This window comes from Penaeicola halotolerans (genome assembly GCF_016464625.1).
Taxonomy (GTDB): domain Bacteria; phylum Bacteroidota; class Bacteroidia; order Cytophagales; family Cyclobacteriaceae; genus Penaeicola; species Penaeicola halotolerans.
This window is the reverse complement of sequence record NZ_JAEAGO010000001.1, coordinates 38,967-51,446: the sequence shown is the minus strand read 5'-3', so window position 1 is coordinate 51,446 and position 12,480 is coordinate 38,967. Positions and strand designations below refer to the sequence as shown.

At 42.3% G+C, this 12,480-nt stretch carries 14 protein-coding genes and 2 tRNA genes; 11 read left to right on the top strand and 5 right to left on the bottom strand.

Annotated elements, in window-relative coordinates:
• Nucleotides 1-34: 34 nt before the first annotated feature.
• Nucleotides 35-325 (bottom strand): helix-turn-helix domain-containing protein, encoded by a 291-nt coding sequence (locus I5349_RS14295; RefSeq protein WP_226389496.1) that lies wholly within the window; start codon nucleotides 323-325, stop codon nucleotides 35-37.
• 1,527 nt (nucleotides 326-1,852) lie between these two features.
• Here I5349_RS14295 and I5349_RS00255 point away from each other — a divergent pair.
• The 5 genes from I5349_RS00255 to I5349_RS00235 all read left to right on the top strand — a co-directional run bounded on the left by I5349_RS00255 (nucleotide 1,853) and on the right by I5349_RS00235 (nucleotide 4,409).
• A complete protein-coding gene (locus I5349_RS00255; RefSeq protein WP_226388714.1) occupies nucleotides 1,853-2,602 on the top strand; it encodes a hypothetical protein in 750 nt (249 codons plus the stop codon).
• Complete coding sequence (locus tag I5349_RS00250) at nucleotides 2,595-3,047, top strand: DUF5675 family protein (protein ID WP_226388713.1); 453 nt, start codon at nucleotides 2,595-2,597, stop codon at nucleotides 3,045-3,047. The genes I5349_RS00255 and I5349_RS00250 overlap by 8 nt, the downstream gene beginning before the upstream one ends.
• Complete coding sequence (locus I5349_RS00245; protein WP_226388712.1) at nucleotides 3,035-3,292, top strand: hypothetical protein; 258 nt, start codon at nucleotides 3,035-3,037, stop codon at nucleotides 3,290-3,292. Before I5349_RS00250 ends, I5349_RS00245 begins: the two co-directional genes overlap by 13 nt.
• Nucleotides 3,276-3,536: a hypothetical protein gene (locus I5349_RS00240; protein WP_226388711.1), complete on the top strand. Its 261-nt coding sequence runs from the start codon at nucleotides 3,276-3,278 to the stop codon at nucleotides 3,534-3,536. The genes I5349_RS00245 and I5349_RS00240 overlap by 17 nt, the downstream gene beginning before the upstream one ends.
• 96 nt (nucleotides 3,537-3,632) lie before the next feature.
• On the top strand, nucleotides 3,633-4,409 hold the full coding sequence (locus I5349_RS00235) for a hypothetical protein (RefSeq protein ID WP_226388710.1): 777 nt from the start codon (nucleotides 3,633-3,635) through the stop codon (nucleotides 4,407-4,409).
• Nucleotides 4,410-4,486: 77 nt separating this feature from the next.
• Here I5349_RS00235 and I5349_RS00230 read toward each other — a convergent pair.
• Nucleotides 4,487-4,575 (bottom strand) — tRNA-Ser (locus tag I5349_RS00230).
• 236 nt (nucleotides 4,576-4,811) lie between these two features.
• Between I5349_RS00230 and I5349_RS00225 the strand changes: the two genes are divergently transcribed.
• The 5 genes from I5349_RS00225 to I5349_RS00205 all read left to right on the top strand — a co-directional run bounded on the left by I5349_RS00225 (nucleotide 4,812) and on the right by I5349_RS00205 (nucleotide 8,598).
• The gene (locus I5349_RS00225; RefSeq protein ID WP_226388709.1) at nucleotides 4,812-5,792 is read left to right on the top strand and encodes a vWA domain-containing protein; all 981 of its coding nucleotides are present in this window, start codon (nucleotides 4,812-4,814) and stop codon (nucleotides 5,790-5,792) included.
• Nucleotides 5,793-5,795: 3 nt separating this feature from the next.
• Nucleotides 5,796-6,440: a tetratricopeptide repeat protein gene (locus I5349_RS00220; RefSeq protein WP_226388708.1), complete on the top strand. Its 645-nt coding sequence runs from the start codon at nucleotides 5,796-5,798 to the stop codon at nucleotides 6,438-6,440.
• A 4-nt stretch (nucleotides 6,441-6,444) separates the two neighbouring features.
• On the top strand, nucleotides 6,445-7,119 hold the full coding sequence (locus tag I5349_RS00215; RefSeq protein WP_226388707.1) for a hypothetical protein: 675 nt from the start codon (nucleotides 6,445-6,447) through the stop codon (nucleotides 7,117-7,119).
• 28 nt (nucleotides 7,120-7,147) lie between these two features.
• Nucleotides 7,148-8,326: an acetyl-CoA C-acyltransferase gene (locus I5349_RS00210; protein WP_226388706.1), complete on the top strand. Its 1,179-nt coding sequence runs from the start codon at nucleotides 7,148-7,150 to the stop codon at nucleotides 8,324-8,326.
• 198 nt (nucleotides 8,327-8,524) lie between these two features.
• Nucleotides 8,525-8,598, top strand: a tRNA-Pro gene (locus tag I5349_RS00205).
• A gap of 52 nt (nucleotides 8,599-8,650) precedes the next feature.
• Here I5349_RS00205 and I5349_RS00200 read toward each other — a convergent pair.
• From I5349_RS00200 to I5349_RS00190, 3 genes are read right to left on the bottom strand one after another with little or no spacing between them, the layout of a single operon-like run.
• Nucleotides 8,651-9,451, bottom strand: coding sequence for an SDR family oxidoreductase (locus I5349_RS00200; RefSeq protein WP_226388705.1), 801 nt, complete (start codon nucleotides 9,449-9,451; stop codon nucleotides 8,651-8,653).
• A 58-nt stretch (nucleotides 9,452-9,509) separates the two neighbouring features.
• Nucleotides 9,510-10,388 carry a cysteine synthase CysM gene (cysM, locus tag I5349_RS00195; RefSeq protein ID WP_226388704.1) on the bottom strand — a complete coding sequence of 293 codons (879 nt, stop codon included), beginning with the start codon at nucleotides 10,386-10,388 and terminating at the stop codon, nucleotides 9,510-9,512.
• A 4-nt stretch (nucleotides 10,389-10,392) separates the two neighbouring features.
• Nucleotides 10,393-11,220 carry a serine O-acetyltransferase gene (locus I5349_RS00190; protein ID WP_226388703.1) on the bottom strand — a complete coding sequence of 276 codons (828 nt, stop codon included), beginning with the start codon at nucleotides 11,218-11,220 and terminating at the stop codon, nucleotides 10,393-10,395.
• A 152-nt stretch (nucleotides 11,221-11,372) separates the two neighbouring features.
• Here I5349_RS00190 and I5349_RS00185 point away from each other — a divergent pair, with 152 nt between their 5' ends.
• Nucleotides 11,373-12,464: a serine hydrolase domain-containing protein gene (locus I5349_RS00185; protein ID WP_226388702.1), complete on the top strand. Its 1,092-nt coding sequence runs from the start codon at nucleotides 11,373-11,375 to the stop codon at nucleotides 12,462-12,464.
• Nucleotides 12,465-12,480: the final 16 nt, after the last annotated feature.

The window sequence follows — 12,480 nt, the reverse complement described above, 5'->3', positions numbered from 1 at the left end:
CCATTTAAACATCGCCTCAAATCCTGATCTGACACTACTTTAATGATTTAATATAATCAACGGGTGTTTGGGAAGTTACTTGTTTAAACGCTCTATTGAAGGTTGACTTCGAATTAAAACCACACGAAAGTGCTAATCCTAGTAAAGTTACCTGCTTATGTTCATTTAACTGAATTTTTGAGATGACCTCGGAGACTCTATAAGTATTGACATAATCATTAAAGTTTTTATGATAGATCCTATTAACTATTTCAGACACCTTTTTAGGATGAGTCCCTATTTTCTTTGCTAGCTCATATACAGAAAGGTTGGGGTCTAAATACATTTTCTCTTCAATCATTATCCTTTCAAGCGCTTTACCCAACTCTTCGATTTGCTCGAGATTATTATAATCCCTAGATGAGGAATGCTTTTGATTCTTCGAAATAAGGTCATTGACTCCTATATCAAGTAAAGTTATAGACCGAGTGTGATTAACATATCCACTTATTGAGATATAATAGAAGAGTATTGAAAAACACAAGTAATACCAAAACTTACTTCCAAATTGAGCCCATTCTGGATTAATTAGAAAAAACAGAATCCTAATTAATATCAATAATATAAGAGCAATCAAAAACCTTTTAGCCCACTCAAACTTTAAAGAGTCAGCAAAACTATACGTGTTGAAAGTAATAGAGGTATATCTATTAAACAGTCTAAAAGTTAGAATTAGATAATATATTAGAAAAATGAAGCCTGTAAGCTGATAAAAAGGATCAAAATCCTTATCTCTCCCATCAGAATAGAAATAACTATATCCCAATACATACTCATCTATCAGAATGATAGTCAAGGAATAAACCAAATATAAAAAGGCAGGAATAAAGTGAATAAGATGCTTTCTAGATAATTTAAACTCTGCATTCAGTAAAAACTGAAAATAGATATACAAGACAGGAGGGATTAAATAAAGTTGCTGAAATGGAATATAAAAAAGAATTGTTCTGTAAGGCTCTTTTCCGTACCACCCTGCATACCCGAGCATAAATGGACTAATATACAATACACACAACAAAGTGAAGAAACTAAGCCAGTAGCTAGCTTGATCATTTTTTTTGAAGCCTTTTATAAAAAGTAAAGAGCTAAAGACGAGTCCATGGATAAAAAAAATCAACAACAGACTACTCTTTAAGCTAAAGCCAAACAATATCATACATAGGTCACATTTAATTACTCAATGTAACAACGATCTACTATCAAAACCAACTAATCTAGACCTATCCTTTAAGAGAAACCTCACACGATTTCTTATAAAATGAGAGTTTAAAAGCTTATGTATCTTTTATCCTCCATCCCTCATTCATCATTCATAACTCATCACCCATAAATTATAACTTATAACCAACCGCTCACTCCTCACTTCTCACCAAACATTATTTTGTAAAATCAACAAAAACAAACGCTCGATTTTTCCAAACCTTCGAAATTTTCGATTTTTCAAACTTCAACATTTTGCACAAAACCTAGAATTCATAATACTTTACCCCATGATTCTAGGTAGATACTTGGGGGATGGTTGGGGGGATACTTGGGAGATACTTGGGAGATACTTGGTACATAGTTGGGCATTAAGGGTCTGACCATGCGCATAAAACGCATAAAACGCAAAAAGTGAAGAAAAGCGCACAAAACGCATAAAGCGCAAAAAGTGTCGAAATGCGCATAAAACGCATAAAGCGCACAGAACGCATAATCCGCATAAAACGCAAAAAGTGTATAAATGCGCAAAATGCGCACAGAACGCACGTTCATTTTCTCCAAACCACTTCATTCCCCATATTGCCACAGTTAAACCAAAACAAATACAATTATGCCAAAGCAAAAAGGAATATTCAAAATCCAAGGTTCGCTAGATGAAGTGAACTTCTACAAATCTAAAGATGGATTCCTTGCCAGGCTCAAAGGTGGAGTCTCCAAGGAAAGAATACAGTCTGATCCAAGGTTCAAAAGAACCCGTGAAAACATGGCAGAGTTTGAACATGCTTCCAAGTCTGCCAAACTGTTCCTATCAGCATTCTCCACTTCGATTGACAGTGTTAAGGATCCTCGAATGAACAACAGACTGTTCTCAATCATGAGTGCGATCATTAGATCAAACCCTGATGGGATACCAGGCTTACGCAAAGTATCTGAAGGGGATCTTACCTTACTTAGAAACTTTGAGTTCAACAGTGCAGCACGATTAGAAAACATCCTAAAAGTGCAAGCTGCTATCACCAGTACAGAATCAGCTATTACGGTAGCTTTCGCGAGCATCAATCCTGAAAGGGAATTGGTCATACCACCAAATGTCACACATTTCAGAATTGTCTGTGCCTGTGGAGCAGTTGATTTTGCTGCAAATGAGACAAGTAAGATTGAAGCACAATCAGATTACTTCTCTATTCTGGACATTAAAGAAGACTTGAGCATGAACCTGGACATTACAGGTCTTGAAGCATACGACAAGTATGTTGCCTTAGGAGTAGAGTTCGTCAAAGAAGTAGGTGGTCGATACTACCAGTTCATGAACGGCTCTTTCAATGCGCTAACTGTAGTTCAGCATTTACCGCATGCATAGGCTGACTCTCAATAGGTCATATTTCCCACTAGGAACAAATGGTTTGCTCTATTACAACAATGAGCTAATCTGTTCTACCATCGAATTGCCATGGAACGACAACAAACAAGAAACATCCTGCATTCCAGAAGGCATCTATGCGCTAGAACTAATTCCTAGTGAGGATTATGACATGGTGATTAGACTCCTCGATGTGCCTGGCCGAGAAGGAATAGACATCCATCCAGCCAATGATGCACTCAAAGAGCTAAAAGGTTGCATAGCACCTGTGTCCAAGACTACAGGTGAAGGTAAAGGCGTCTATTCCAGACGAGCCTTTTATAAACTCAGAGACATATTGATCGAGATACTACAGGAATATGGTGATTGTGAACTCATAGTCACTTCCGATGGTACCATGGTCATTGAAGCTGAAGCAATAGATATGTCAGAATGGAGTTTCTGACACCACACTTGATTGTAGCGGGGCTTTTGTCCCTGCTACTTTCTATCCTTTCATACAGCATCAGATCACTGATATTGGATTTGAGGAAAGCGCAGGCTTCTATTAACAGTCTGCAAGAACAGATGACTAAGCAGCAAGCTGAAAGTCAAGGGGCTATCCGACTTCTTACAGAACGGATAGAATTCTTACGCACACAAATTTACAAGTCAAACCAAAACTTAATACATCATGAGTCTTACAGATAATGAAATAGTCAAAAGGGCTAAAGCCCCAACGCCTAAATTCTTCAAAAAGCTGAGATTGATCGGATTGGTCATCACAGCCCTTGGAGGTAGCATACTAGCCGCACCTGTGGCTTTACCCGCAGCGGTCATCACAGCAGGAGGCTATGTATTAGCCATAGGAGGTGTATTGACTACAGTCAGTCAAGTAACAGTAGAAGGCAAGTTACCTGTCCCAAAGAAGGCAGCTAAAAAAGTTGATGCCTGATTAATTTGCCATCATTTACCATAAAGCCGGTGGTCTTTGACCATCGGTTTTATCCTTATCCCTGAAATGTATTTTCTCACACAAATCCTTTGTACCATGGCTACACAAAAGCAAGAAATAAAAATGGTGGGTAGAGTATGGAAACTATTATACTACAATACTAGAGGCAAGTACTTTGTCAAAATGCTCCAAAATACAGCCGATAAGTCTCACCGATTTACCAATCCTAAAGCAAAAGCTAAAGCGCATGCAGAGCAACTCCTCGCAACACTCAAACCCATATTAAGAGATATTTACACGAAAGGATTTGCTAAAGCTTTCAAAGCGGAAATGCTAAAAGCCTTTCAAGGAAGTAACTTGAACAGAGAGGTTTTAGGCCTCAAGCAATACTTGGACACATCTTACCTGGAAGGCCTTCAATTCAACCTTTATGCAGATATCACTAGGCATGTATATGGTATGGTGAATGTAGACATAGAAGGCACCAAAGTCTCCTACAGCCATTCGGGAAGAGTAGAATTGCTTGAGGATGAAGTCACCTACTTTAATGTGACCAACTACCTATTAGTATTCAATGAATCTCTTGATATTTCAGTACTCCTATACTTAGATGACCCCCATACTTTTCAAGTGAGAGAATATGAAAATGAAGACTTTCACAATACGCCCAAACAATTTGACTTGGCAGATCTCCTACCCATCAAAAAAGAGGATAAGCTAATCGTACTGACGATTAATAAGCTGACTTGTGCCGCTCCTCATGCTATTGATGGCAATCTAGGGTCATTGTATGAACTCAATACGGGACATATCATCCAAACAGACCTCATAGGCTATGAATCAATCTTCACTTCCTTAGAAGCCAAGAATTAGTTTCACCCTATAGCACACTTAACTGCATCAAAAACAAAAACCCCTTAAGGTATCATACCTCAAAGGGGTTTAAAGTGCAGAGAGTGGGGGATTCGAACCCCCGGTACGGAATTACCCGTACGACAGTTTAGCAAACTGCTGGTTTAAGCCACTCACCCAACTCTCTGTGTACTTGGCTTATCAGCACCTGTTTTGATATGATCTCCCCAAATGCGATGCAAATATAAATTATTCGCATTCATTTCACCAATAGCACAAGGCTTTTTTATCAAGTTTATCAAAATTATCACAGCACCCAGCGCTAAGCACTTGTCCCTCAAAGCTTAGTCCAAATCCCCCCACCCCATTAATTTACCACCTGATGTTTTTGTCCCCATCAGGTTTTTATATCTTTGTTTTCCGATGGACCAGATCAATTTCACATACCCTTTAGAAGAAAGTGCCTATTGGCTGATCACCCTTTTTGCCATTGCCTATTTGCTATACCTCGGGAGATTTTGGCAGATCAATCGAAAGTTGCGCGTCAGCAAGACTGCCCTACTCACCAAGCTCATCTGGAGAATAGCCGCCTTTGCCCTCGTACTTTTCGCCCTCATGGGACCCAGCTTTGGGGAAAGCAAGCGCGAGATCAAAGCCATCGGCAAAGACATCTTCATCGCTGTGGACCTCTCCCAGTCCATGAATGCCATAGACGTACAGCCGAGCAGACTGGAAAAACTAAAGTTTGAAATCAAAAAACTCATCCAAGCCTTCAACTCAGACCGCATAGGACTCATCATCTTCTCCTCAGAGGCTTTCATGCAGTGCCCACTCACCTTTGATCAGAGCGCCCTCATGCTCTACTTTGAGACGCTCAACTCCAACCTCGTCCCAAGCGGAGGCACAGACTTTGGTGCACCCCTCCAGATGGCATTGGACAAGCTCACCGCTGAGACAGACATGGACGCCCGACCTAAAGCCAAAATGGTACTCCTTATCAGCGATGGGGAAGATTTCGGGGATGATACAGAATCAGTCGTACAGGCATTAGACGACCAAGGCATCAAAATATTTACCCTCGGCATAGGGACCAAAGACGGAGGTAAGATCAGACAAGGAAATGCATTCCTCAAAGACCGTAGCACAGGCGAAGATGTCATCTCCAAACTAGATGACCGTGCCCTCAGGGCCATTGCCCTACAGACAGATGGCAAGTACTTTGAGATCAGCGACAGCCAAAACGAATCCAGCAAACTCATCTCCGCCATCAATCAAATAGAAGGAGAAGCCATAGACACCCGCACCATCGATGTCACTGCCGACAAATACTACTACTTCGTCTTACTAGCTTTAGTGATGCTAGTGATAGACTTTTTGACACCACTCAAAACCGTAACAGTATAAGCCATGACCAAGTCTACCGCCATATTGCTACTGATGCTGGCCTTTCTCGATTGGGGGAGTTTCAATGAAATCGCCCAAGTCAATCGGCTAAAAACAGCTGCTGAGGAAGCTTTCAAAGGAGGGGATTTTGAAAAAGCCATCAAATACAACAGGCAATTGGTCGACAGCTTCAAAGTGAGCGATCCAAGTGTACTGCTCAACCTCGCCAATGCCTACTACAAATCCGAGCAAAACGAAGCGGCTACCAAAGCCTATGAGGCACTCCTAGACAATGCAGACAAACAAGCCGCTTCTATAGCCTACACACAGCTGGGCATCATGCAAGCCAAGGATAAAGAATTAGAAAAAGCAGCAGAACTTTTCAAACAAGCCCTCAAAAAGGATCCAAAAAACGATAACGCACGTTATAACTATGAACTGGTCAAAAAGATGTTGCAAAAACAGCAGCAAGAGCAAGACCAGCAAGACAAGATCGAACCAAGTGAGTTTGCCAAGCAACAAAAAGCCATAGCAGACGATTTGGTCAATAAGCGAGACTATCGCGCTGCGCTACAAGTGATGATAGAAGCCTATCAAAAGGACCAAACAGTACAAGCCTATCAGGACTTTGTACAACGACTCACAGAAGTAGTAGAAGTAGACAATTAAGCTTATGAAAAAGATACTCTTTGGACTCGTATTTCTCCTATCCTGCACACTCATCCAGAGTGCTTGGGCGCAATCTGCTGCGGACATATTTCATGGCTCAGCACAGACCTACATAGGAGGTGATGCCAATAAAGCCATCTCTCAGCTCAAGGCAGGGCTACAAAAATACCCTAATGATGCCAAAATGAAGGCGCTCTTGGAGAAACTAGAAAAAGAAAAGGAAGAAAAAGAGCAGCAACAAAAGCAACAGGAGCAACAGCAGCAGCAAGACCAAAACAAAGAGCAACAGGATTCGGCTCAAGACAAGCAGCAGGATCAAAAGAATGGAGAGCAACAAAAACAGCAGAATCAGCAGCAGCAAAACCAAAACAAGGATAATCAAGGACAAGATAAGCAGGACGATCAAAAGCAAAACCCGTCTGGACAAGATCAAAAGCCCGGAGATGCTGACAAATCCAATGAGAAAAATGATCCTAACGGCCAGTCCGAAAAATCCCCTGAACAGCAGCAAAGAGAACTATCACAGCAAGAGTTGATGGACAAGCTCAAAGAGATGAATATCTCCAAGGAAAAAGCCGAAGCCATACTCAATGCCTTGAACAATAACGAAATCAAATTTATCCAACAGCAAAAAAAGAAAGCTACCAAAAGGCCTCCAAATGGAAAGCCAGATTGGTAGGATATTTACCATAAAATAAACCCTAAACATGAAAGAAGTATACATCATCGCAGCCGCTAGAACACCCATGGGAAGTTTTGGCGGAAGTCTATCAGGTTTCACAGCTGTAGAGCTTGGATCTATCGCTATCAAAGGTGCCTTGGCCAAGGCTAAAGTAGATCCTAAAGAAGTACAAGAAGTATTGATGGGCAATGTCATCTCTGCTAATCTAGGACAAGCGCCTGCACGTCAGGCAGCCATAGGAGCAGGTATAGGCTACAATGTCCCTTGCACTACAGTCAATAAAGTATGTTCATCAGGCATGAAAGCCATCATGTTTGGCGCGCAGTCTATCATGACTGGTCAAAATGATGTAGTCGTAGCAGGTGGTATGGAGAGCATGTCCAATGTGCCATTCTATGTGCCTAAGGCTAGATTTGGATACAAATATGGCAATGCTGAATTTGTAGATGGCCTCGTAAAAGATGGTCTTTGGGAAGTGTACAATGGATTCCCGATGGGAAACTGTGCAGACAACACCGCCAAAGAAATGAACATCAGCAGAGAAGCCCAAGACGAGTATGCAATCAATTCATACAAAAGATCTGCTGAGAACTGGAAAAACGGCTTTTTCAAAGAGGAAGTCATCCCAGTAGAAGTGAAAGATAGAAAAGGAAACGTCAGCTTTATCGAAGAAGACGAAGAGTTCAAAAACGTCAGCTTTGACAAAATCCCAAGCCTGAGACCTGTATTTACCAAAGACGGAACAGTCACTGCTGCCAATGCCTCTACCATGAATGATGGTGCTTCTGCAGTAGTTTTGATGAGCAAAGAAAAGGCAGAAGAGCTAGGATTGAAGCCAATCGCTAAGATCAGAGGTTTTGCGGATGCCGCTCAAGATCCACTTTGGTTCACTACTGCGCCTTCACTAGCGATCCCTAAAGCCCTCAAAAACGCTGGAGTCACTCCTGAGGAAGTGGACTACTATGAGATCAATGAAGCTTTTGCTGCGGTAGCTTTGGCAAACAACCAAGTATTGAATCTTGATAGCAATAAAGTCAATGTAGCGGGTGGTGCAGTATCTCTAGGTCACCCATTAGGCTCATCTGGTTCACGCATCGTAACTACACTCAGCAATGTCCTCCACCAAAAAGGTGGTAAGATAGGCGTAGCTGGTATCTGCAATGGTGGCGGTGGTGCATCTGCTATCGTGATCGAGAAGATGTAATCAGCGAATATCATCACACACCAAAAAGGGCTGCTTGAAGTAGCCCTTTTTTGATGAAATTTAAGTCCTGATAATCAAGGTCAAAGCATAAAGCTAGATTCTTTTATGGGCTAATTGAGGGACTAACTGCTGATAGTTCGATTTTTTACTTAGCTTTGCAGACCTCTCAAGGAAAAAAGGGTTGTAAAAACCTAGTTTCGGGGTGTAGCGTAGCCCGGTATCGCGCCTCGTTTGGGACGAGGAGGTCGTAGGTTCGAATCCTGCCACCCCGACTACAATGAAAATGAAATCCCTAGTGTCTGATAGATGCTAGGGATTTTGTTTTTATGACCTTCCTTTGAAGTGCTCCATCGTGCTATATACACCGAGTACCTTTCCTACGAACCAGTCAAAGAGCCAGATGGGAAAGAGTCCCTGCGCAAACCGCACAAAACGTACCGTCCAAGGCATACTGACAAATATTTTATTTCTTTCAATGGCGCTAATGATCCTTTTGGAAACTTTCTCTGGATTTAAGATTGGGATGACAGACTTGACCCCGTCAAACATCCCCGTGTTGATGTAGTAAGGTGTGACTGTCGTGATACCCACCCCTGTTTTGAGGGCTTGCATCTCAAGTCTCAAGCTATCTGACCAACCGATCATAGACCATTTACTAGCAGCATAGACAGACATCTTGGGATTTGAAATCAGTCCAGCCGAAGAGGCGATATTGCAAATATGCCCACTCCTCTGCGCCATCATATCTGGCAAAAAGGCTAGGGCGATATTCATAGGCGCATTAGCATTGAGCTCCATAGTAAAGCTGATATCTCTGAGCGAATGTTCATGAAAATACTTCCCTACGACCGTCCCAGCGTTATTGATGAGTACATCTACGACCCCATGTTTTTGCTTGACAAGTTGTGCAGTGGCTGTGACCTTCTCCACATGAGTCACATCTATCTGATAGCCCGTAACGGAGCCAAATGCGGCCAGTTCAGTGATTGTCTGGTCTATATTGGCTTGATTGATATCCCAAATGATGAGTTGCGCTCCTTTTTCCAGAACCATTCTTCCCATCAGTTTGCCGATACCTGACCCACCACCAGTGATGAGCACTGTCTTATTCTTTAAATCATGCATAAATATGAATGTAGCTACCTTGACAAGGTAAAGATTTTAAGAGGAAGTTTTTTATTCCTTACTCAAAAAGAGTAGAGCTCAAATAGCGATCTCCTCTGTCGCAAGTGATGCAGACAATGACACCCTTATCTATCGTTGAAGCCACCTTCAATGCTGCACTAAGCGCCCCTCCACTACTCATTCCCGCAAGGATTCCTTCTTCCTTTGCTAGCCTTCTCGTCATCTCCGTGGCTTCTTCAGCACTGACATCTATGATACGATCTACTCTACTGGCATCATATATTTTGGGTAAAAACTCAGGTGACCACCTTCTGATCCCTGGTATCTGCGAACCATCTGTCGGCTGCGTACCGATGATTTGGACATTTGGATTTTGACTTTTGAGATATCGAGAGACACCCATGATCGTACCAGTAGTGCCCATCGCAGAGACAAAGTGAGTCACCTGACCCTTCGTATCCCTCCAAATCTCGGGGCCAGTCGTTTTTTCGTGTTGCTTATAGTTATCCGCATTGCCAAATTGATTAAGCATGTAATAATCACCCGATGCGGCCATCTCTTCGGCTAGAGTCCTAGAATACTCTATCGTCTGTGCAGCTGGTGTGAGGATCACTTCTGCCCCATAGGCCCTCATCGTTTTGATGCGTTCCTCGGTGGAGTTATCTGGCATGATGAGCGTCATTTGCAGTCCCTTCATACTAGCGATCATGGCGAGAGCTATACCCGTATTACCACTTGTCGCTTCTACTAAGCGATCCCCTGGCTTGACATCCCCTCTTTCAAGTGCAGCGGAGATCATGCCTAGTGCAGCACGATCTTTGACACTGCCTCCTGGGTTTTGACCTTCTAGCTTACAGTAGATCGTCACTTCCTTTTTGAGAGGTATTCTTTGAAGTGCTATTAGGGGCGTATTGCCTATCAATGATTCTAATTTCATGATATCAAGGTTTAAAAGTGATCATATCCGTATTCCCCGAACCATCAGTCATCTGTGCTCGATAATACACTTTAGAAAAAGGAGCCACACTCCTAGTCAGCCAAACATTGCCACCAATGATGCTATCATGACCGATAACAGTCTCTCCACCCAAGATCGTAGCGCCTGAGTATAGGACTACCCTTTCTCCTATCGTAGGATGTCTTTTAATGGCTGCGTCTTCCTTGTGCACACTCAGCGCACCCAAAGTAACTCCTTGATAGATTTTCACATGATCACCTATTTTAGCGGTTTCCCCGATCACGATTCCAGTCCCATGGTCTATACAAAAGTATGCCCCTATCTCCGCTCCAGGATGAATGTCTATGCCCGTTTTGCTATGAGCATGCTCTGTGATCATCCTTGGAATGAGGGCTACCCCAAGCTGATGAAGTGCATGAGCCAGTCTGTAAGAAGCTATCGCATAGAAGCCAGGGTAAGTTCTAATCACTTCAGTAGTGCTTTGTGCAGCTGGATCGCCATCATAAGTCGCTTGCACATCCTTATCTATCGCTTCTCGAATCAGCGGGAGTTGGCCAAAAAACACTTCAGCAACTTGATCGGCAGTTACGCTAGATGGCAGTGGAGCTTTCTCTAAAAGTAAAATTAATTGTTGTTTCAGCTCCTTGATGTAGTCTTCTAGTGTAGCGGTATTAGGAAAATCTAGCTCAGAAAACTCAGGATATAGCAAGCCTATCAGCTCTTCATGAAAGTACACCACAACCCTAGGCGGAGGACAACAGGCAGCTTCCTGATGGAGTGCAAATAGGCATTTGATAAATGATTGATTCATTGGTATTATTTTAAAGAAAACGCGCTAGTAGTCTCATTGTTAAACTACTTGAATTAGCACACTCTTTGATACAGTGAAAACCAATACAAAGTTCGTGTGGATCAAAGGAATGAAAAACTATCTCTGTAACTTTCAGCTAAAGATTTTAAGCTATGCTAAAGCTAAGTAAACTATTCATTTTATCGCTATTACTGCTTTCATGCACTAAAAATGACGAACCTCAGCCTGATGAAGCATTATATTTCCCTCCACTCAGTGGCAATACATGGGAAACGACAGACGCAGCATCTCTCGGGTGGAATACTGATCAAATACCAGCACTTTATGAATTTTTAGAAGCCAATGACACAAGGGCATTCATCCTATTGAAGGATGGTAAGATCGTCCTTGAAAACTACTGGGGTCAAAAAATATCTAGCACTGAAAGTTTTGATGAGAACTCCTTTTGGTACTGGGCATCAGCTGGCAAGACAATCACCGCTACACTCATAGGGATTGCTCAAGAGGAAGTACTTTTAAACATAGATGATCCAAGCAGTCAATATTTGGGAGAAGGATGGACATCACTAAGCCCCTCTCAAGAGTCTCAAATTACCATCAAAAGGCAACTCACTATGACCACAGGTCTCGATTATGAAGTGGCTGACCTGATGTGTACTGAGCCTGCTTGCCTTCAGTATATGGCACCGCCAAATACCCAATGGTACTACCACAATGCACCCTATACGCTTCTTGATGGTGTATTGGAAAACGCTACTGGTAGATCAAGGACGCTTTATACCAATGAAAAAATAGCGCAAAAGATAGGAATGAATGGCTTTTGGAGTCAAGTAGGATACAATGGTATCTACTTTAGTACACCTCGATCTATGGCACGATTCGGACTAATGATTCTCAATGATGGAAATTGGGGAGAAACGCCAATAATAAGTGATAAAGCCTATCTCCAAGCGATGACCAATTCATCTCAAAGCTTAAATCCAGCCTATGGATACCTATGGTGGCTCAATGGGAAAACGAGTATCGTCTATCCTGGCAATCCTAATAGCTTCAGCGGTGTGCTAGCACCACAGGCACCAAGTGATATGATTGCTGGACTAGGCGCTAATGGACAAATACTAGACATCATTCCTAGTCAGCGCCTTGTCGTCATTCGGATGGGTGAAGCTCCTAGTGATGGCGGAGAGGTCCCCGTCATTTTTCATAATCTCATGTGGGAAAAAATCAATGAAATCATTCGATAATAAATAAGAAAGTTTA